This window comes from Vibrio sp. F13, from assembly GCF_020806305.2.
GTDB lineage: Bacteria > Pseudomonadota > Gammaproteobacteria > Enterobacterales > Vibrionaceae > Vibrio > Vibrio crassostreae_C.
Map to the genome: position 1 here is coordinate 2,308,883 of NZ_CP170175.1, position 22,015 is coordinate 2,330,897.

15 protein-coding genes are annotated in these 22,015 nt (G+C 45.3%); 10 read left to right on the top strand and 5 right to left on the bottom strand.

What is annotated here, in order from left to right:
* Positions 1-125: 125 nt before the first annotated feature.
* Positions 126-572, bottom strand: a complete 447-nt coding sequence (gene dksA, locus LMH68_RS10805; RefSeq protein WP_017059430.1) for an RNA polymerase-binding protein DksA — start codon at positions 570-572, stop codon at positions 126-128.
* Positions 573-707: 135 nt separating this feature from the next.
* The gene (gene sfsA / locus LMH68_RS10810; protein WP_017066814.1) at positions 708-1,433 is read right to left on the bottom strand and encodes a DNA/RNA nuclease SfsA; all 726 of its coding nucleotides are present in this window, start codon (positions 1,431-1,433) and stop codon (positions 708-710) included.
* Between the two features lie 34 nt (positions 1,434-1,467).
* Between sfsA and hrpB the strand changes: the two genes are divergently transcribed.
* From hrpB to acnB, 4 genes are all read left to right on the top strand, one after another.
* Complete coding sequence (gene hrpB, locus LMH68_RS10815) at positions 1,468-3,966, top strand: ATP-dependent helicase HrpB (RefSeq protein ID WP_267868982.1); 2,499 nt, start codon at positions 1,468-1,470, stop codon at positions 3,964-3,966.
* Positions 3,963-6,362 carry a penicillin-binding protein 1B gene (gene mrcB / locus LMH68_RS10820; RefSeq protein WP_102331931.1) on the top strand — a complete coding sequence of 800 codons (2,400 nt, stop codon included), beginning with the start codon at positions 3,963-3,965 and terminating at the stop codon, positions 6,360-6,362. Before hrpB ends, mrcB begins: the two co-directional genes overlap by 4 nt.
* 38 nt (positions 6,363-6,400) lie before the next feature.
* Positions 6,401-8,734, top strand: coding sequence for a patatin-like phospholipase family protein (locus LMH68_RS10825; RefSeq protein ID WP_229647633.1), 2,334 nt, complete (start codon positions 6,401-6,403; stop codon positions 8,732-8,734).
* Positions 8,735-9,006: 272 nt separating this feature from the next.
* The gene (gene acnB, locus LMH68_RS10830; RefSeq protein WP_017072021.1) at positions 9,007-11,595 is read left to right on the top strand and encodes a bifunctional aconitate hydratase 2/2-methylisocitrate dehydratase; all 2,589 of its coding nucleotides are present in this window, start codon (positions 9,007-9,009) and stop codon (positions 11,593-11,595) included.
* A 101-nt stretch (positions 11,596-11,696) separates the two neighbouring features.
* Here the strand turns inward: acnB and LMH68_RS10835 are convergent, their stop codons facing one another.
* From LMH68_RS10835 to LMH68_RS10845, 3 genes are all read right to left on the bottom strand, one after another.
* Positions 11,697-12,830 carry a glycerate kinase gene (locus tag LMH68_RS10835; RefSeq protein WP_017059424.1) on the bottom strand — a complete coding sequence of 378 codons (1,134 nt, stop codon included), beginning with the start codon at positions 12,828-12,830 and terminating at the stop codon, positions 11,697-11,699.
* A 16-nt stretch (positions 12,831-12,846) separates the two neighbouring features.
* Complete coding sequence (locus tag LMH68_RS10840) at positions 12,847-14,112, bottom strand: GntP family permease (protein WP_017059423.1); 1,266 nt, start codon at positions 14,110-14,112, stop codon at positions 12,847-12,849.
* A gap of 127 nt (positions 14,113-14,239) precedes the next feature.
* Positions 14,240-15,394 carry a sugar diacid recognition domain-containing protein gene (locus tag LMH68_RS10845; RefSeq protein WP_229647634.1) on the bottom strand — a complete coding sequence of 385 codons (1,155 nt, stop codon included), beginning with the start codon at positions 15,392-15,394 and terminating at the stop codon, positions 14,240-14,242.
* 131 nt (positions 15,395-15,525) lie between these two features.
* Here LMH68_RS10845 and LMH68_RS10850 point away from each other — a divergent pair, with 131 nt between their 5' ends.
* The 6 genes from LMH68_RS10850 to LMH68_RS10875 all read left to right on the top strand — a co-directional run bounded on the left by LMH68_RS10850 (position 15,526) and on the right by LMH68_RS10875 (position 21,935).
* Entirely contained in the window at positions 15,526-15,894 is a 369-nt protein-coding gene (locus tag LMH68_RS10850; RefSeq protein WP_019824378.1) for a YacL family protein, read from the top strand.
* Between the two features lie 238 nt (positions 15,895-16,132).
* Positions 16,133-16,471 (top strand): P-II family nitrogen regulator, encoded by a 339-nt coding sequence (glnK, locus tag LMH68_RS10855; RefSeq protein ID WP_004738200.1) that lies wholly within the window; start codon positions 16,133-16,135, stop codon positions 16,469-16,471.
* Between the two features lie 27 nt (positions 16,472-16,498).
* The gene (locus LMH68_RS10860; protein WP_017059420.1) at positions 16,499-17,728 is read left to right on the top strand and encodes an ammonium transporter; all 1,230 of its coding nucleotides are present in this window, start codon (positions 16,499-16,501) and stop codon (positions 17,726-17,728) included.
* Positions 17,729-18,023: 295 nt separating this feature from the next.
* Positions 18,024-19,037 carry a Fe(3+) ABC transporter substrate-binding protein gene (locus LMH68_RS10865; RefSeq protein ID WP_017059419.1) on the top strand — a complete coding sequence of 338 codons (1,014 nt, stop codon included), beginning with the start codon at positions 18,024-18,026 and terminating at the stop codon, positions 19,035-19,037.
* Between the two features lie 244 nt (positions 19,038-19,281).
* Entirely contained in the window at positions 19,282-20,907 is a 1,626-nt protein-coding gene (locus tag LMH68_RS10870) for an ABC transporter permease (protein ID WP_017059418.1), read from the top strand.
* Positions 20,907-21,935, top strand: a complete 1,029-nt coding sequence (locus LMH68_RS10875) for an ABC transporter ATP-binding protein (protein WP_017059417.1) — start codon at positions 20,907-20,909, stop codon at positions 21,933-21,935. The genes LMH68_RS10870 and LMH68_RS10875 overlap by 1 nt, the downstream gene beginning before the upstream one ends.
* Positions 21,936-22,015 lie beyond the last annotated feature (80 nt).

Genomic DNA, 22,015 nt, shown 5'->3' on the forward strand with positions numbered 1-22,015 from the left:
ACAAGAGCTTTAATGCCTAGAACTAAGGCTTAAAGCTGCTATTTACTATCAAGCGTGTGAAATACTTCGCTTGGATAACAAACAAAAAAGGGAGCCAAGGCTCCCTTTCTTTACATCTGCAAGAATTAACCTTGCATCTGTTTTTCTTTGATCTCTGCAAGTGTTTTACAGTCAATACAAAGATCAGCAGTTGGACGAGCTTCAAGGCGACGAATGCCAATCTCGATACCGCAAGAATCACAGAAGCCGAAATCGTCTTCTTCGATCTTGTCTAATGTCTTCTCAATTTTTTTGATAAGACGACGCTCACGGTCACGGTTACGTAACTCTAAGCTGAATTCTTCTTCTTGAGAAGCACGGTCAACTGGGTCTGGGAAATTCGCTGCTTCGTCCTGCATGTGGTGCACAGTACGATCAACTTCTTCCCTGAGCTGGTTGCGCCAAGCTGCTAAAATTTTTGTAAAATGTTCCGTTTGCTCAAGTGACATGTACTCTTCACCTGGCTTCTCTTGGTACGGTTCAACACCTGCGATGGCTAGGATGCCTAGCGCTTTTTTCTTAGATTCTGGCATACAGCATCTCCTATTTACACCTAGTCAACTGCAAAGCAGCTAATTTTAAGGCGGGTATCTATAGCAGAAAGAACGAATGGTGGCAAATACTCTTATTCAAACTTGCAATCAATGTGATTAGTTCAGCATCTTTGCTTAGCTATTGATAAATTCAACAGCTTGTTTTAGTTGTATTTGAGTACTGCTGAGCTCTGCTTTATAGCAAAGCACTTCAACTCCAGCGTCTTGTGCTTGTTTTAGTAATAACGAATATTTGGCGTCTATATGGTGTGCCGCAGACACTTTTTCAATACCTGAATGTAAAACAGTGAATAAAAGTACGGCTCTATTTCCAGATTCGACCATTTCTGTGAGTTCACGCAGATGTTTTTGGCCTCTGGTTGTGACCGCATCAGGGAAAAAACCTTGCCCTTTAGTTGACGTTTCTTGCTCGTCGAGCAAAGTGACGCTTTTCACTTCGATATAGCAAGGCGGCTTTTCGTTATCTTCAAGCAGAATATCAATGCGACTATTCTCACTGCCATATTTCACTTCGGTTCGTAACGCGTTATAACCTAAGAGTTCAACTATAGTCCCATTTTCAATTGCTTCCACTGCTAGCTGGTTTGCCCGCGCAGTATTTACACAAATACGATGACCTTTGTCTGTTTCTGAGATCTCCCAGCTGTTTGGGTACTTTCTCTTTGCATTATCGGAGGTTGAGTACCACACCGTATTGCCAGGAGTCGCACATCCTGTCATCGCTCCAGTGTTAGCGCAGTGGATAGTGCGCTCGCTACCGTCTGGAAGTTGGATGTCAGTGAGAAAGCGTTTATAGCGTTTAATAAGAGTCGCTGGCTCTAATGGAGGATTGAAGTGCATATTACTTATTTAGACAGGTAGGTTTTTATGTACAATGTTGCCAACATTACACCACAAGGTTCTCCCATTGCCACAACTGCCCATAGAAGCTGTGATGCCAGATCTGCTCGCTGGCGTAGAAACACACACTCAACTTATTCTAAAGGCCGCTCCCGGTGCGGGTAAGTCAACATTCTTCCCTTTACAGTTAGTTAAGACCAACGCCGTTCAAGGCAAAATCATCATGCTTGAACCGAGGCGTTTGGCTGCAAGGAATATTGCTACTTACTTAGCGAGCCAATTGGGAGAAAAGGTGGGAGAGAGCATTGGCTTTAGAGTTCGTGGTGAATCTAAAAGCAGCAGTGCGACTCGCTTAGAGATTGTTACTGAAGGGATCATGACAAGAATGATCCAAACCGACCCTGAATTAACTGGGGTTGATATGGTGATCTTTGATGAATTTCACGAGCGCAGTATTCACGCCGATACCGCATTGGCGTTTAGCTTAGAGATCCAAGAGGCGTTGCGTGACGATCTGAAAGTGGTAGTGATGTCGGCAACTTTAGATCAACAAGCGCTACAAACTTTGCTGCCGAATGCCAAATACGTTGAATCACAAGGTCGCACCTTTCCGGTCGATTTCCGTTATCAGCCTCTTAACGCAAATGAATATCTAGCCCCTAAAATGGCTAACGTGATTCGCTCTCTGATGGAGAAAGAGTCAGGCTCACTTCTGGCCTTTTTGCCGGGCGTTTCTGCGATTAAGCAGGTGGAATCTCAACTAGAACAATTCGCCAATGATATCGATGTGTGTCCTCTGTATGGGCAACTCAGCTTTTCTCAACAGCAGAAAGCGATCGCGCCATCAGAGAAAGGGCGTCGAAAGGTGGTGTTAGCGACCAATATTGCTGAGACTTCTTTGACGATTGAAGGTATTCGATTGGTGGTTGATTCTGGGCTTGAACGTGTGGCGAAGTTCGATCTGAAAACCGGTATTACTAAGCTTGAGCAAGTGAAAATCTCGCAATCTTCAGCTGAACAACGAGCGGGCCGTGCGGGACGAATTGAAGAGGGCTTGTGCGTTCGTTTGTACAGCGAAACGCAGCTGATGCAGCAACCAGCTATACCAGAACCTGAAATTCTTCATTCTGATTTGTCTTCGCTGGTGTCTGAATTGACGCAATGGGGCGCTGCGAGTGCTGATGAACTGCAATGGTTAGACGTTCCACCCAAAGCTTCTATCGGGCAAGCCAAGCAACTCTTACAGACTCTTGAATTGTTAGACGATAATGGTCAATTTACGGCATTAGGAAAACAGGTCCAACGTTTAGGTCTAGAGCCTCGTATTGCCAGCATGTTGGTTAAAGCGCAGCAAGGTAGTCCTGCTCTGTTGAATGTCGCGATTGTTGCTGCTGCTTTGCTGGAAGAGCCGGAGCGCAATGTGACGGATATTCAACACTCTTTGCATCGACTTAAGCAAAGAAAACATTCCAAAAATAGCGTTGTGATGCAGCGAGCGAAAAGTCTCGCGAGCAAACTCAATCATCACTTAGATTTGTCACAAGCTGACGAATCATTGCTACCATTAGTGCTTTGTTTTGCCTTCCCAGACCGGATTGCACAAGTGAGAAGCGCGACCAGCAGTGCTTTCCTTTTGGCGAATGGCCACGGTGCTGAGGTTCGTGATGATGATCCACTGGCGAACAATAACTATATCGTAGTGATTGATTTGATGCGCAGCACAGGGCGAGCCAGTCAGATTTTCTTAGCCACCGCGGTTGATATCGCACAGTTAGAAGCTGAATTTCCAAAACTGTTTGTGCGTTCCGATTACGCCGATTGGGATGAGAAACGTGGCCGTTTAGTTGCTGAGCAGCGTGTATCTCTGGGCAAGTTGATTATCAGCACCAAAGCTTTACCTGATCCCGATGCGAATCAGGCGAGCCAAGCGCTGCTCAATTATGTCGCTCGATGTGGGTTGGATCGCTTAAATTGGACAGCTTCGGCTAAGCAGTTGGTTGAGCGTGTACGCTGTGCAGAGCTTTGGATGCCTGAGTATGATTGGCCAGCGATGGACGATGCGAGTTTGATTGAACACCTTGATGAGTGGCTATCTCCCTATCTGAATGGCATTAAGTCGGCAAAAGGACTGTCTAGTGTTTCGATTGAGCAAGCATTGTCGGCTTATCTTGGTTGGCCTTTGAATCAAGAAATCGACCAATGGTTGCCAACGCACTATCTGATGCCAACAGGCAGCAAGAAGGCCATTCGTTATCAATATCAATCTGAACCAGTGATCTCAGTGCGAATGCAGGAAGTCTTTGGCGAACAAGACTCGCCATTGATCGCGCAAGGGCGTAAAAAAGTAGTGCTTGAGCTCCTTTCTCCAGCACAGCGACCACTACAAATTACTCAAGATTTAGCTGGCTTTTGGGCTGGCGCGTACAAAGAAGTACAAAAAGAGATGAAGGGCCGTTACCCAAAACATCCTTGGCCGGATGACCCTGCTAACCATGTAGCAACCACTAAAACTAAACGACAGTTGAATCGATGATGACCAAAATGTTAACGCCAAAAAAGGCACCACCTAAAAAAGCGCCAGCAAAGAAGTCACCAGCGACCAAAGCCAAGCCAAGAAAACCAAGAGCGGCTGCGAAAAAGACCAAACCTAAGGCTAAGAAATCTGGCAAAAGAGGTTGGTTGAAGATCCTATGGGGCATTTCTTGGAAAGCGGGCTTAGCGCTTGCGGCATTGCTGTTGTTCGTCGGTATTTATCTTGATTCTGTGGTCAAACAGCGCTTTGAAGGTCAGCTGTTTGATTTGCCAACCGTGGTTTATGCGCGAGTGCTAGACCTGTCTCCGGGAACTCCGGTGAGTTTGGTTCAGGTTAAGAATGAGCTCGATGTACTTAATTACCGTAAGGTGAACGCGCCTCGTCACCCAGGCGAATACTCTTCTTCTTCGACCAAGATTGAAATGATTCGTCGTCCGTTCGAGTTTGTTGATGGACCGGAAGCGGATCGTCATGTGATGCTGCACTTCAATGGTAACGAATTAACTCGCATTCAGTCGCTGGAGAAGAAAGGCGACATGGGCTACCTGCGTGTTGAACCGAAAATGCTTGGCATGCTTGAGAAAAGTAACGATGAGCAGCGCCTGTTCTTAAAACGCAATCAGTTCCCAGAAGTGATGGTTGATGCCTTACTGGCAACCGAAGACCGAAACTTCTATCAACACGATGGTGTGTCGCCACTGGCCATCGCTCGTGCAATGGTCGTTAACGTCAAAGCTGGGCGAACGGTACAAGGTGGTAGTACGCTGACACAACAGTTGGCAAAAAACCTGTTCCTGTCCAGTGAACGTACATTGTGGCGTAAGGTTCGTGAAGCCTACATTGCACTTATCTTAGACCATCGTTACAGCAAAGACCGTATCCTAGAGGCTTACTTAAATGAGGTTTATCTTGGACAGAATGGTGGGCAAGCGATTCATGGCTTCGGTTTAGCGTCTCGTTTGTATTTTGGTCAACCTATTCAAGAGCTGCGCATCGATCAGCTAGCACTGCTGGTGGGTATGGTGAAAGGACCGTCGTATTACAATCCGGTTCGCTATCCTGAGCGTGCTAAGACTCGACGCGATCTGGTTCTTCGCTTATTGATGCAACAAGACATCTTAACTCCGCGACAATACGAAGAGGCGGCGAGTCGTGATTTGGATATTCAAGACAACCCACGCATTGCTAGCCGTCAGCCCGCTTATTTCCAACAAGTAAACATTGAGCTTAAGAAGTATGTCGGCGATCGATTTGAGGCGAAAAAAGGGATTCGAGTCTTTACCTCTCTGGATCCGGTATCTCAAGACAAGTTAGAGAAGTCGATTGCTCGTAAGGTGCCTGATTTATCGAAAACCGCAGGTAATAAGCTGGAAGCAGCAGCTATTGCCGTGGATAGAAATACCGGTGAAATCCGGGCGATGGTCGGTGGTAAGCGTACTGGCTACGATGGCTTTAACCGTGCCTTGAACGCGAGTCGCCCAATTGGTTCTTTGGTCAAGCCTGCAATTTACTTAACCGCACTAGAGCAGCCTCAGAAGTACACGTTGGCGACAACATTGAAAGACACGCCACTGAGCTTGAAAGGCAGTAAAGGTAGCGTGTGGAGCCCGAGAAACTTCGATCGTAAGTTCCGTGGCGATGTGCCCTTGTATGTGGCGCTTTCTAAGTCTTACAACGTACCAACGGTTCGTTTGGGCATGCAGTTAGGTATTGATAGCGTTTCGGATACGATTGGAAAACTGGGTGTCGATAAAAACGAAATTCGTCCAGTGCCATCAATGTTTTTGGGGTCATTCTCATTGACCCCATTTCAGGTAGCGCAGATGTACCAAACCATCACCAACTCTGGCCGTATCGCACCTTTGTCTGCGCTTCGTTCAGTTGTTGATAACGATGGTGAGGTTCTGTATCAGTCGATCCCTCGAGTATCACAAAGCGTTGACCAGCAAGCGGCTTGGTTGACAACGTATGCGATGAAACGTGGCGTGTCTGAAGGTACGGGGCGTTTCCTACAAGGTCAGTTTGCATGGGCAGGATTAGCCGGTAAAACGGGCACCAGTAATGACAGCCGAGACAGTTGGTTCGTGGGTGTTGATGGTCGCGAAGTCACTACCATCTGGCTAGGGCGCGATGATAATAAGCCGACTAAACTCACGGGCTCTAGTGGTGCGCTACGTGTTTATGCCGATTATCTGAAGCATCGAACTCCAGAGCAGTTACTGTTGCCTTGGCCGAATGGCATTACGACGGCAAGTTTTACTCGAACTTCTCAAGGGGCTTTAGAGTTTGACTGTGATGGTACGGTTAAACTGCCGGTTTGGGATGAGAATGGAAACATTAAAAAGGGTTGTGAAAGTCAACCAAAACAGTGGCTAAAAAAGCTTTTTCAGTGGTAAAGTCGTAAAAGAAAAGAATGACAAGGATAGTTTAAATAATGATTTCTCGTTGGATAGTGAGCAGCTTAGGCATTGTCGGTACTGTGATCAGTTTTCAGCTGTTTGCATCGACTGTGACACCGGTGGAACAATCTCAGCAAGCTGGACAAGCTCATAAAAGACCAACCGTTGCTGTTGTGCTTGCTGGTGGAGGAGCCAAAGGAGCGGCTCACATTGGTGTACTTAAAGCGCTAGAAGAGATGCAAATTCCGGTTGATTACATTACTGGTACTAGCATGGGTTCTTACGTTGGTGGGCTTTATGCGACAGGGATGAGTGCTGATGAGATTGAAAGTTTTATTTATACGGTTGATTGGAATCGCGGCTACCGTGATCGTGTTAACCGTAGTGATCGCCGAGTACGTGACAAAGAATATGAAGACCGTTACCAACTGAACACCGATCTCGGTTTAGGTTGGGGCGAAATCAAAGCTAGGAAAGGTGTGGTTCAAGGTCAGAACATGTTGCGTATTCTGCGTGAAACCACAGGTAACCTATCTCCACTCGACTCTTTTGACCATCTTGCTATTCCCTACCGTTCAGTCGCAACCGACATTATTGAGCTTGAAGAAGTGGTCATCGACCATGGTCACCTTGTTGATGCGATGATGGCCAGTATGTCAGTTCCCGGCGCGCTTCCCCCTTATGAATTAGATGGCCGAATGCTGGTTGATGGTGGTGTCACCAATAATATGCCAGTCGACGTTGCCAGAGCTATGGGCGCGGACATTGTCATTGCGGTGGATATCAGTACCAATTACAAAGGCAAAGAAGATTTCACGAATTTTCTAGCGGCAGCTGATCAACTCTCTAATTATCTGGTCCAACGCAGCACTCAAGAGCAAGCTGAAACACTGACAGATGATGATGTTTTCCTACGTCCTGATGTTGGGCAAATGGAGACGACTGACTTTGATAAAATGCCATCGGCTTTCCTCGCGGGCTATGAAGCCGCTAAGCAGCATACTGATGAGCTTTCTAAGCTGTCACTTTCTAACGCGGACTATCAGAAGTATATCGAGCATAAGCAACAAGCTCGAAAGCAGCTGAAACATGGCGATCAAACGGTCGTCGATAGGGTGGTCATCAATAACAACACCCACTATTCAGATAAGTTGATCGAAAATCGCTTAAACCTTGATTCTGGTGAAGTTCTGAAGACCAGTGAAATCGAATCTAAAGTGAAAGATCTCTATGCACTGGATAGATTTGAATTGGTCACTTATGAGTTTGATAATGTTGATGGTGAAGATCAACTTCAGGTCGATGTGAACGAAAAGTCTTGGGGCCCAAACTACCTCAACTTTCGATTCTTTCTTGAAGATGATTTCTCTACTACCAGTCAGTACTCGATCGGTGTCTCAGCCAACTTTACCGATATTAATAAGCATGGTGCAGAGCTAAGAACTAACGTCGAGATGGGTACTGACAAACGAATTGAAGCGGAACTTTACTCGCCCTTCTTTTCGAGTCAAAAACTGTTCACTTCTGCATCGATTGTTTACAGTAAGGAAAATAGAAACTTGTCAGTGGTTGAGGGGGAGGTTGGAGAGCCGACATTAGAGGCGACTACAGACTATGTCCCACTGACTTATAGTGAATATGTTAGTGAATTGGCTTTAGGCTATCAGCCTACCTTGTGGCAAGAACTGAAATTTGGTGCTCGTTATACTGATGGGGGTTTGGAGGTTTCTTCGCTACCATCTTTTGGTAACGGAGCGTATACACGTATAGGCGGGTTTATTAGTTATCGACTCGATACTTTAGATAATTTTAGTTTGCCAACGAAAGGTTACTTTGTCGATTTAGAATATCTTGTTTCCCATGATGACTTTGAGGACAACACGTCTGGAGATACCCCGGATTTAGGGTCTGAAAGCGATACTGTTTATGAGTTTTCGGCTAATTTCATGGCAGCAAAGAGTATTGAGAAGCATACTTTAGTCGCAAAGCTTGATTACGGCATTGTAGAAAGTAAAAACTCTGTTTTTCCAATCGACCCCAAAGAGCTTGGTGGCTTCTTAAACCTGTCAGGTATTCCAAGGAATAGTATGATAGGTCAGAACTTGGCCTACACCAGCCTTATCTATCGTTATAAGTGGTTTGAAAATGACTTCGGCCTCTTTAAATCACCGTTCTACGTGGGTGCATCCATTGAACATGGTGGTGTTTGGTCGAACAATGATTTAAGGCTTGATGAAGCACCAATGTACACCGCAGGTTCTATTTTTGCTGGTGTTGATTCGCCAATAGGACCGATCATTTTGGCTTATGGCCGAACTGAAGATAACTATGATTCGGTCTATTTGATTGTCGGTACTTCCTACAAATAATCATGCGCAGAGTCGCCATTTAAGTGCGTAATTAGGCAAAAATAGTGGGACTTTCGTCTTAACTTGCTATGTTGGTCAAAATGATAAGATTTTAATTTAACGTTAAATTTGCTATTCTACCGCCCACAGTTTGGCCTCTATGACGCCGCTCATCAATACAAATTGAATGACAAAAATGGCAATGGAGAGCCAAGTTTCCAAGGATGTTCACTTCTTTATTTTACTAACAATTATGAAGGGAAGAAGTGAACCGCAATGAGAGGAAAAAAGTCGTGCTTGAAGCCTACCGTAAACACGTCGAAGAACGTGCTGCCGAAGGAGTTGTTCCAAAACCACTAGATGCTGAGCAGGTAGCTGGCCTAGTTGAACTTCTGAAGAATCCACCTCAAGGTGAAGAAGAAATCATTCTTGACCTACTAGAAAATCGCATTCCACCGGGTGTAGATGAAGCTGCTTACGTAAAAGCTGGCTTCCTTACGGCTATCACTAAAGGTGAAGTAGCTTCGCCACTAGTAAGCAAAGCAAAAGCTGCAGAACTGCTTGGTACCATGCAAGGCGGTTACAACATCGAATCTCTAGTATCTCTACTAGACGATGCTGAGCTTGCTCCAATCGCTGTTAAAGCGCTATCTCATACTCTACTGATGTTCGATGCGTTCTATGACGTAGAAGAGAAAGCGAAAGCTGGCAATGCTGCTGCACAACAAGTACTTCAATCTTGGGCTGATGCTGAATGGTTTACAGCGAAAGATAAAGTAGCAGAAAAAATCACAGTAAAAGTATTTAAAGTCACTGGTGAAACGAACACCGATGACCTATCTCCAGCGCCTGATGCATGGTCACGCCCTGACATCCCAGTACACGCGAAAGCGATGCTGAAGATGGAACGTGATGGCATTACTCCTGATGAACAGGGTAGCGTTGGTCCAATCAAACAAATTGAAGAAATGCAAAAAGATGGCATTCCACTGGCTTACGTTGGTGATGTTGTTGGTACAGGTTCTTCACGTAAATCGGCAACAAACTCAGTACTTTGGTTCATGGGTGAAGATATCCCATTCGTACCAAACAAGCGTACTGGCGGTGTTTGTCTTGGTGGTAAAATTGCACCAATCTTCTACAACACAATGGAAGATTCAGGCGCACTACCCATTGAACTGAACGTACAAGACATGAACATGGGCGATATCATTGATATCTACCCGTACGAAGGTGTTGTTCACAAGAACGGTTCTGTGATTTCAAACTTTGAGCTAAGCAAAGTACTTCTTGATGAAGTGCGTGCTGGTGGCCGTATTCCACTGATCATCGGTCGTGGTCTAACGGGTCGTGCTCGTGACGCTCTAGGTCTAGCTGAAACGGATCTGTTTGCTAAACCAATCGATCCATCTGCATCTGATAAAGGCTACACGCTAGCTCAGAAGATGGTTGGTAAAGCATGTGGCGTTGAAGGTGTTCGTGCTGGTCAGTACTGTGAACCTAAAATGACGACAGTCGGTTCTCAAGATACGACCGGTCCTATGACTCGTGATGAGCTTAAAGATCTGGCGTGTCTTGGTTTCTCTGCAGACCTTGTAATGCAGTCTTTCTGTCACACATCGGCATACCCTAAACCAGTCGATGTAAACACTCACCATACGCTACCTGATTTCATCATGAATCGTGCGGGTGTTTCACTTCGTCCGGGTGATGGCGTTATCCACTCATGGCTAAACCGTATGCTTCTTCCTGATACTGTAGGTACAGGTGGTGACTCGCATACTCGTTTCCCTCTAGGTATTTCATTCCCTGCGGGTTCTGGCTTGGTAGCATTTGCTGCAGCAACAGGCGTTATGCCTCTTGATATGCCTGAATCTATCTTGGTTCGCTTTAAAGGTGAAATGCAACCGGGTATCACGCTACGTGACCTAGTACATGCCATTCCTCTTTACGGCATCAAGCAAGGCCTACTAACGGTAGAGAAAGCAGGTAAGATCAACGAATTCTCTGGTCGTGTACTAGAAATTGAAGGTGTTGAGCACTTATCTGTTGAGCAAGCATTTGAGCTTTCTGATGCATCTGCTGAGCGTTCTGCTGCAGGTTGTACCGTTAAGCTTTCTGAAGAGTCTATCTCTGAGTACTTGAACTCGAACATCGTGATGCTGAAGTGGATGATCGCTGAAGGTTACGGTGATGTTCGTACGATTGAGCGTCGTATTACAGCAATGGAAGAGTGGCTAGAGAACCCTGAGTTGCTATCTGCTGATTCAGATGCGGAATACGCGCACGTTATCGAGATTGATCTTGCTGACATCGATCAACCAATCCTATGTGCACCAAACGATCCAGATGATGCTCGTCTTCTTTCGGACGTTCAAGGTACTGAGATTCAAGAAGTGTTCATCGGTTCTTGTATGACGAACATCGGTCACTTCCGTGCTGCAGGTAAGATGCTAGAAGAGTTTAACGGCTCGCTAAATACTCGCCTATGGGTGGCTCCGCCAACGAAGATGGATAAAGACCAACTGACAGAAGAAGGCTACTACGGCATCTTCGGTCGTGCTGGGGTACGTATCGAAACTCCTGGCTGTTCACTATGTATGGGTAACCAAGCTCGTGTTGCTGATGCTTCGACGGTTATGTCGACGTCAACGCGTAATTTCCCGAACCGCTTAGGTAATGGCGCGAACGTTTATCTGGCTTCTGCTGAGCTTTCTGCTGTTGGCGCGATTCTAGGTCGCATCCCAACGAAAGAAGAGTACTTAGAGTACGCTGAGAAGATTAATGCAACGGCTGCTGATACATACCGTTACCTGAACTTCCATAAAATGGGTCAGTACACGGAAAAAGCAGACACGGTTATCTTCCAAGAGCCTGCGTAACGTCTGATTTTGTTGTAAATATAATTAAGGCCGCTGTGAATAGCGGCCTTAATTGCTTTTAGCATACAGCGAAAATTGCTTTTAGCTTACAGAGAGCTCGATTAGTGCTTAATCGTATACATTGCTGCAACATTGCGAGCAGTAAGTTCAATATTTTCAGCCGCTTCAGCCAAAGCTGTCGGCAAGTCTACTGAACGGTTCACTACCGCAAATACCGCGTCGATACCATGCTCATGAACCACACCACAATCACTGGCTAGACAGCCGGCAATACCGATGACAGGCAGTTTATGTTTTTTGGCTGTGCGAGCGACACCAATCGGTGTTTTGCCATGAATGGTTTGGCTATCAATGCGCCCCTCTCCTGTAATCACAAGATCAGCATCTGAGACTATTTCATCTAAATTGACGGCGTCCATTACGATGTTAATACCAGGGCGAAGCTCCGCATTTAACAGGCCAACAAGTGCCGCGCCTAGACCGCCTGCCGCGCCAGCACCAGGGAGATCAATGACATCGACGCCTAACTGGTTTTTCATGATACTGGCATAATGAGCAAGGTTAGCATCTAACAGCTCAACCATTTCTGGTGTTGCGCCTTTTTGCGGACCGAATACCTGTGATGCCCCTTTTGGTCCGCATAATGGATTATCGACATCACAAGCGACCTCTAAGCGTACGTTTTGTAGGCGTGGGTCGAGGTTGGTGAGATCAATGGTTGTCAGTTTTGACAGTTCACCACCACCAAACACCAGCTCGTGACCCTCTGCATCTAGCATACGAATGCCTAGCGCTTGAGCCATTCCTAAGCCACCATCATTGGTCGCACTACCACCAATGCCAATAATAATATGCTCAACACCTTTATCTAATACGGCTTTGATCAACTCACCCGTACCATAGGTAGTGGTTTTTAGTGGATTACGTTGTTCTGGAGAGACTAAATCTAGGCCGGAAGCGGCCGCCATTTCAATAATGGCAGTTTTACCGTCACCGAACATACCGTAGAAGCCTTCGACAATTTCACCTAATGGACCAATCACTGGATGTTGGATGATAGAGCCATTGGTCGCATCCACCAGAGATTGTACTGTGCCTTCACCACCATCAGCCATTGGTAATTTTACGTATTCGGCGTTTGGTATTAGCTGTTTAAAGCCATCTTCAATCGCTTGAGCAACGCCCATTGCTGATAGGCTTTCTTTATATGAGTCAGGAGCAATTACAATTTTCATTTTGATACCTTTAAACTTAAACAAACAGACCAAATACACCGAAGATCATTACTGAGACGAAGGCGATAACAAGACCGACCGCTGACTCATAAGGGATGAGTTTTAGACGTTCATGAATACTCATATGTACCGCACCACCCGTGGCATGGAAGAAGCTACCATGTGGCATATGGTCAAGTACTGTCGCACCAGAGTGGATCATTGCTGCGCCTGCGAGAGCTGGAACACCTAGCTCAAGAATGGTGCTGGCAAATACATTCGATGCCACTACTGTTCCGGCAGTTGTCGATGCGGTTGATAGTGCCATCAGTGCGCCAGAAAACGGAGCAAGTAAGTAAGAAGGCAGCCCAGACATCGTCAGCACTTCAATCAGATCAGCTTTTAGTCCTGAGTTAGCAATGATGCCTGCAATGGTTCCTGTGCCCAGTAGCATTACAGCAACCGGTGCCATACGTGACAAGCCTGAAACCGCAAAGCTATTGGCTTGTTTGAAGCGACCCATAGCCAGTGCACCCAGCAATCCACCCAAGGGTAATGCAATTAGAGGATCAACATTGATATCAGCGAGTGGTCGCAGCGCGAGTAGGGCAATAGCCACTAACGGTGCAACGATTGAAGAAGAAAAGCTTGGCAGTGAACTTTGATCCGCTTTGACCACTTCACTTTCCGCTACTTTTGAACCTTTATTGACGAGGCGCTTTGCCAAGAAGTAGGCGAAAAGCAGCCCAAATAGACCCGGAATCACGCCTGCAGCCATCACAGAGGTTAACGGAACATTGAACGCATCAGCCGCCGCAATGGCATTTGGGTTAGGCGACATGACATTACCTGCTTTACCGCCGCCCACCATCGCCAAAAGGATCGCGGTTTTAGAAAGGTCTGCGCGGCGAGCAATAGCCAGTGCAATAGGAGAAACCGTGATAACGGCCACATCAACGAAAACGCCAACAGCGGTTAAAATCATGGTCGCAATGGCAAGAGCAAGTAAGGCGCGAGTTTCGCCTACTTTTTTGATGATGGATTCTGCAATCGAGGTAGCCGCCCCTGATTCAATTAGTACGCCGGCCAACACACCAGCGGCGAGAATTCGCATCACTGAAGTGACGATCCCTTGGGCACCACCTATCATTAACTCAACGGTTTCGGTGAGAGAAACGCCGCCAACCACGCCGCCAACCAAAGCACCGATGATCATGCCGTAGGTGGGTGGCACTTTTTTAAGAATGAGCGCGATAGCAACAATCAATGCTGAAAGTGCGCCAAGAGTTGAAACTTCAATCATGTTCTATTTCCCAGATAACGATGTGTCATTTTCGGCAAATATAAAGATATAGGGTTGGTAAGTCTTTGTCATTCTCTACAAATAAGTGCTCAAATCGGTCCTTTTAAATTGTGCAGTTGCACATTTTTTAGCTCGACCAGTGGAATAGATTTATTGCAATGTAGAGTTGAAATAGATCGTCTATATTGTTGATATTTAATGATGTTATTTGGTTTATCTTGTCTGTTCGATAGCGTAGCGTATTGCGATGGATATGTAGTTCGTTACAGGTGAGAGCTGAATCACAGTTCTGCTTTAAATATGTCTTCAAAGTTTTGATCAGTATCCCTTTACTGTCCTGTTGTTGAAGATGTAGGTAAGACTGCTCCAGTTGCTCACGAATCCATGGATCTTGTAACAGGCTACTCATAATGGCCGGCAGTCGATAGTCTTGATAGAAAAACATGTCTCCGGGGCGGTTACCGACACTGCGCATAGTGAGCTCAGCGGTATCATAGGAGCTTGCTAAACCAGAAAGTCCGGTAAAGTAATCCCCAAGCGCAATCTTGATTTGAAACTTAGCTTCTTTCTTTATTCTTTTGAGTAGCAATTTCACGCGCTTGGCTTCTGCATCCTTGGACCAGCTGTTCCCTATCAGGGTTATAGGCTTGAGTACCACCACTTCGTTTTGTGAAACAGACAAGATACCGACTAAATTATCGCGCTCGGGATATTCAAGTAAATGTACTAATTGCTGTAAGTTTTCAAATGAAGGCGCAGTGTCTCCTATCGGTAACACCTTGACGATGGCGGCAATCCGCGGTTGTGCAAGGTCGAGATCCAGACGCTGTGCGATGGATTGCAGTTGCATGTCATTAAGCGTGCTACCTCGGATTAATTGCAATACCAATTCTTCACGATGCCTCTTATTCCATTCTACTTGAGACATAAGTACAGCTTGTTCAACAATAAGCTCAGCGGTCATCTTCACCAGCTCACCAAAATGATGAACTTGCTGCAGTGTCCCAGAAACCCCAATCGCCCCAATGACATTATCCTGAAATAGAATCGGTAAATTAACTCCAGGCTTAACCCCTTTTAGGTGTTCGGCAGTGGCTTCGTCAATATTAACGACTCGTGATTCGGTGATGGCAAGTACCGCTCCTTCATGTTTTTGGTATAAGCGAGTAGGATCACTGGATCCAATAATGCGACCTTTATTATCCATCACATTAATCGAGTGTGGGATGATCTTCATGGTTCGTTCGACAATTTGTTTGGCAATCATTTCGTTCAACTGCATAGAGCCCTCCTCTTCATTGACTGTGTAGGTTGGATCGTAACGATAAATTCGTCAATACGCTCGTTTCTGACAAGACAATGGTATACTCAGAAATAGTATCGCTTGAGTATTAATGCAGTATAGGTTGAGTTATGGAGTTTGAATTTACTAGAAACACTCTAATGGGTGAATACTATGTGAAATGCAGCATGGGCCATGAGATTGTTGGCCGTTGGCTTCAAGAAGAGATTGGTAAAGATAAGCAGAAGCTAGATCATGTGATGGCGTTGATTGAGCAATCTCGACAGGACCTGAGCAATGAAGTGACGTTGCTTGGCAAGGAGATTAGCCTTGCGATCAATGAAGATGAAGTTACGATTCAAGAAAACGTGTTAGCGCATGAGCAAGAGATGGAAGAGGGCAGTGAATTCGACTTCTATAACTGTGAAAGCCAAGCAAGCTGCGGAATCGATGATTTCGAACTGCTCATCGAACGCTGGATGGATTTTTTAGGTTACTAGCCCTAACACCTATTTGTTAGTCACTCAGAGCTTTGAAGGCTCCGTTGCCCAAAACTGGAGCAACAATAGTGCAACGCATTAAGATAGTGAAAAGGCCGCACCATATTGGTGCGGCCTTTTTCGTTATTACGACCTTATTATCTTCATCTCATTTAAAATCAACTACTTAACTTTTTGGCACGCTACTTGGATTGTAATAAGAGAATTAACGGATTAAGTAAGAATTTAAGGAACGAATATGAAATTAATAAATGCCATTGTTAAGCCATTCAAATTAGACGATGTACGCGAAGCGCTCTCTGATGTGGGTATTGAAGGTATGACTGTTTCTGAAGTGAAAGGCTTTGGTCGTCAGAAGGGACACACTGAATTGTATCGTGGTGCAGAGTACCAAGTGGATTTCCTACCAAAGGTGAAGCTAGAGATTGCTACCCAAGCTGAGAATGTTGACCGAGTTGTTGAAGCGATTAGCCAAGCGGCACACACCGGAAAAATCGGCGACGGCAAAATTTTTGTGTATGACCTAAGCCAAGCCGTACGAATTCGTACTGGTGAAATGGATGCTGAAGCACTTTAAAGAATTACAAGGACTGGAGACTTTAATATGGAACTTACAACAACAGTAACGGAACTGCGTTACGCACTAGACACTTTTTTCTTCCTCATTTCAGGTGCGTTGGTAATGTGGATGGCAGCAGGCTTCGCGATGTTAGAAGCTGGCCTAGTTCGTTCAAAGAACACCACAGAAATTTTAACTAAGAACATCTGTTTGTACGCAATTGCTTGTACAGCTTTCTTAGTGGTTGGTTACAACATCATGTATGTCGACAACGGTGAAGGCGGTTGGTTGCCATCATTTGGTACTCTAATTGGTACACAAGGTGAAGGCGCAGATCACTCTCTAGAATCAGACTTCTTCTTCCAGGTAGTATTCGTTGCAACAGCAATGTCTGTAGTATCTGGTGCGGTTGCTGAGCGTATGAAGCTTTGGTCATTCCTAATCTTCTCTGTAGTACTAACAGCGTTCATTTACCCTGTTGAAGGTTATTGGACTTGGGGCGGTGGTTTCCTATCAGAAGCGGGTTTCAGTGACTTCGCAGGTTCAGGTATCGTACACATGGCTGGTGCAGCAGCAGCGTTAGCTGGTGTTCTACTACTCGGTGCTCGTAAAGGTAAATACGGTAAGAACGGTGAAATCTACCCGATTCCTGGTTCAAACATGCCACTTGCAACGCTAGGTACATTTATCCTTTGGTTCGGTTGGTTCGGTTTCAACGGCGGTTCTCAACTGATGGTTTCGGATTTTGAGAACGCAACAGCAGTAGGTCAAATCTTCCTTAACACCAACGCAGCAGCAGCAGCAGGCGCAATTGCAGCACTACTAGTATGTAAAACAACTTGGGGTAAAGCAGACCTAACAATGATTCTTAACGGCGCGTTAGCTGGCCTAGTAGCAATCACTGCAGACCCTCTATCACCATCACCTCTATTTGCTGTAGCGATTGGTTCGGTATCTGGTGCATTGGTTGTATTCAGCATCATCGCTCTAGACAAAGCTAAGATTGATGATCCAGTAGGTGCTATCTCTGTACACGGTGTATGTGGTTTCTTCGGTCTAATGGCTGTGCCACTAAGCAACGCTGATGCAACGTTTGGTGCTCAGCTAATGGGTGCAGCAGTCATCTTTGCATGGGTATTCGGTGCTAGCCTAGCAGTATGGGCGGTGCTTAAAGCAACAATCGGTATCCGAGTAACGGAAGATGAAGAACTTGAAGGTATGGACATGCACGATTGTGGTGTCGGCGCTTACCCTGAGTTTGTATCAGTAAAATAATCAACAGTCGTCGCCTAATCTGAATGGGTTAGGTTGGACAAAGAAAGCCCCGCAACTCTTGTTGCGGGGCTTTGTTGTATTTACGGTTGCACAATATATAAACACGAACGTTGAAGTTAGGCTCATTGTTTAAGGGGAACGACAAGACACAAAGTTGAAATGGTTTGTTACAAAAGTGAGAGTTTGAATGGTCTGAGTAGACGGATTTTTTGTTGGTCGTCATTGTAATTATGTTAATGATGAATATAATAACGCAACTGATAGACATTATCATTTCGATATAAAGGATTTTACAATGAAGAAACTGCTAACACTTTCAGCTCTAGCGTGTGGTGTAATTGCCCCGACAGCAATGGCTGCGGAAGAAGTAAACGTATACTCTTACCGTCAACCTTTCCTTGTTGAGCCAATGTTCAAAGAGTTCACAAAAGAGACTGGTATTAAAGTAAACGTTAAGTTTGCTAAAAAAGGTTTAGCAGAGAAGTTAGCTCAAGAGGGTGAATACAGCCCAGCTGACGTTGTCTTAACTGTAGATATCAGCCGTCTATCTGAATTAACTAAACAAGGTCTAGTTCAATCTGTAGAGAGCGATGTACTTGAAAAGAACATCCCAGCTCAATACCAAGATACAGATAACGAGTGGTTCGCTCTAACAACTCGTACACGTAGCGTTTATTCTTCACGTGACCGTGTTGGTCGTCTAGGTGAAGAGTTCACTTACGAAGATTTAACTAAGCCTGAATTTAAAGGCAAAATCTGTACTCGTAGTGGTAAGCACCCATACAATGTTTCTCTAGTATCTTCGATGATTGCTCACAAAGGTGAAGCTGAAACGAAAGAATGGCTAGAAGGCGTAAAAGCAAACCTAGCACGTAAGCCTCAAGGTAACGACCGCGCGCAAGTTAAAGCGATTAAAGAAGGTCTATGTGATGTTGCTCTTGGTAACAGCTACTACCTAGGTAAGATGGTTAATGATAAAGAGCAAAAAGCTTGGGCTGACTCTGTTTACATTAACTTCCCTAACCAAGAGACTACAGGTACTCACGTAAACATCTCTGGTATGGCAATGGCTAAATACTCTCCAAATGAAGAGAATGCCGTTAAGCTGATGGAATTCCTATCTGGTGACACAGCACAAAGCATGTACGCAGAAGTGAACTACGAATACCCAGTGAAAGCAGACGTTAAACCTTCTGAGCTTGTTGCTTCATGGGGCGAGTTCAAAGCGGATACTATTTCTCTAGACGAAATTGCAAACCACCACGCGGCTGCAATCAAGCTATTAGACGAAGTTAAGTTCGATCTATAATTTATTACGGTAGGCTTCGGCCTAAGTAAAATGACAACCTCAAGTCGCCATTTTGGCTACTTGGGGTTGTTTGTTATTGGAAAATCACTTTTTGATACAAAGCACCCCGTTGATCCCTTGAGTTATTAGCATCTCACCTTGAAGTCATTAGAGTATATGGGTATAAATAACCCCACCATTAAAAGGATATGAGATGTATTTGCAAATGCATTTGTGTTTCATTAAGCCTCGTTGTAGTTAGGCGATGAAAGAAAAGAATTATTTATGGAACACCAGTAGCGGCATTATTGCTGTATTACTGGTTTTACCGATCTTAGCGATTTTTACGACGGCTGTTGGAGAAACAGATGAGCTATTTTCTCATCTGATGTCCACAGTGATGCCTACCTATGCCTACAATACGGTGGTTTTAGTCATAGGAACCATGTTCCTGTCTTTAGTTTTTGGTATTCCGTCGGCTTGGGTTATGGCAATGTGCCGTGTTCCGGGAGAGCGTGTTTTACAGTGGGCACTCGTCCTGCCATTAGCAATGCCAGGCTATATTGTTGGCTATATCTTTACCGATTGGTTCGACTTTGCCGGCCCTGTTCAGGTTCTACTGCGAGATCTTACTGGGTGGGGACCCGGTGAGTATTGGTTCCCAGATATTAGAACCTTATCCGGCGCTATTATTGTTCTGTCTCTCGTTCTCTATCCTTATGTTTATTTGCTGTGCCGCGCGGCATTTATGGAGCAAAACGTCTCCTTATTACAATCTGCTCGTTTGCTAAAATGCTCGCCTTGGGAAAGCTTCCGTCGTATCTCCTTACCACTTGTTCGTCCATCAATGGCGGTCGGTTTATCGCTTGTTGCTATGGAGACCATCGGTGACTTTGGTACCGTGAGTTACTTTGCGGTAAATACTTTAACGACTGCGGTTTATGATACTTGGCTAGGCTACTCAAGCTTAACGGCAGCTGCGAAAATATCGGCAATCATGCTGGTTATCGTGATCCTACTGTTGAGCTCAGAGCGATACAGTCGCCGTAAGCAGAAGCTATTCCAGAATCAGTTCAGCAGCCGCGAAGATTTTCGTTACGACCTTTCTGGTTGGAAAAAATGGCTGGCACTATTCTGGTGCTGGGGATTAGTTTGCGTTGCGTTCTTATTCCCTCTTGGCCAGCTCATTATTTACGCCTACAAATATTTTGCTCAAAGCTGGACCCCTGAATTCAGAGAATATGCCATCAACAGCCTTTACGTTTCGGTAGCTGCTGCGATTATTGGCGTGATTATCGCGATGATTGTTAACTTTAATCAACGCGTTAGTCCGAGTAAGAAAAATCAGGCTTATATGCGTCTCGCTTCGATGGGCTATGCCGTTCCAGGCACCGTGTTAGCGATTGGGGTGATGGTACCTGTTTTGTTCATGGATCACTTGGTCAATGACATTGCGAAAGTGATGGAGTGGGGGCGACCTGGTTTGATCTTCTCTGGCTCCATGTTCGCGCTAATTTTTGCCATGGTCGTACGTTTCTCTGCAGTGGCAATTGGCAGTATTGAAAGCAGCTTGAGTAAAGTATCCCCTTCATTGGATATGGCCTCAAAAACCATGGGTTGCAATACCAATCAGATGTTACGCCGTGTTCATTTACCTTTGATTAAACGTGGCGCATTGATCGCTGGCTTACTGGTGTTTATCGAATCAATGAAAGAGTTGAATGCGGCCTTGCTGCTGCGTCCTTTCAACTTCGAAACATTGGCGACTTATGTTTATAACTATGCCTCAGATGAGCACCTAGAATTGGCGGCGATGCCTGCTGTATTATTGGTGTTGGTGGGTTTAATTCCTCTGATCATCGTAAACCGTTCCTTGGAGCAGAAAAACTAATGAGTTGTGCATTATCAATTAAAGATCTGACTTGTAAGTATGAGTCGCAAACCATTTTGGAAGCGCTCTCGTTAGAAGTTGAGCATGGTGAAATTGTTTGTCTTCTTGGTGCGAGTGGCTGCGGTAAAACGACCTTACTGAAGGCGATTGCGGGCTTACTTCCATTGAGTAGCGGTGTGATGAGTTTGAACTGTCAAACCATTGATGATGGCGAGAATTGGTTGCCACCAGAGCAGCGTAACATTGGTATGATTTTCCAAGATTACGCCCTGTTTCCGCACCTGACGGTAAACCAGAATGTCGGCTTTGGCTTGAAAGACCTTTCTGAGCAGCAAAAGAAAGACAAAGTTCAAGAGATGCTGGAGTTGGTTCACTTAGATGAGTACGGTGACCGCTACCCACACCAACTTTCAGGTGGTCAACAACAGCGTGTCGCTATTGCTCGTTCTTTGGCGTACAAGCCAGACTTGCTACTGTTAGATGAACCATTCTCAAACATCGATACTCAGGTTCGTCATGAGCTGATTTCTCAGATTCGCAAGATTTTTAAGAAGCAGGGTGTTACAGCTATCTTCGTAACTCACAGCCGTGAAGAAGCGTTCGCATTTGCAGATAAAATGGCAGTAATGAACCATGGTGTGATTGAGCAGTATGGTTCGGCATCTGAGTTGTATTTCCATCCTTCAAGTAAGTTTGTTGCAGACTTTTTGGGTGGCGGTAGCTACCTCAATGCACAGCGTATTTCGGAGCATGAATTTGAAACCAGTTTGGGTATGGTTGAAGCCAAACCGCAAACGGAGATTGAGTTCGGCAATACATGTGAGCTTCTGCTAAGGCCCCAGCATATCCAAGCAAGTTACGAGCAAGATAGTGCTATTTCGGTGCTAGAACAGCAATTTATGGGCGATCACTGTCGTTATGTAATCGAAGCGCATGGTCAGAAGTTATTAGCAACCTCGTCAGAAGCACTTGAAGTGGGTATGCCGGTCAACGTAAAAGTGGATACCAAAGGCGTATTGGCTTTTTAAAGAGATGTAACGCGATACTAATCGTGACAATAATCGCGATAAAAAAGCCCAGCACTTTAATCAAAGTACTGGGCAAGAGT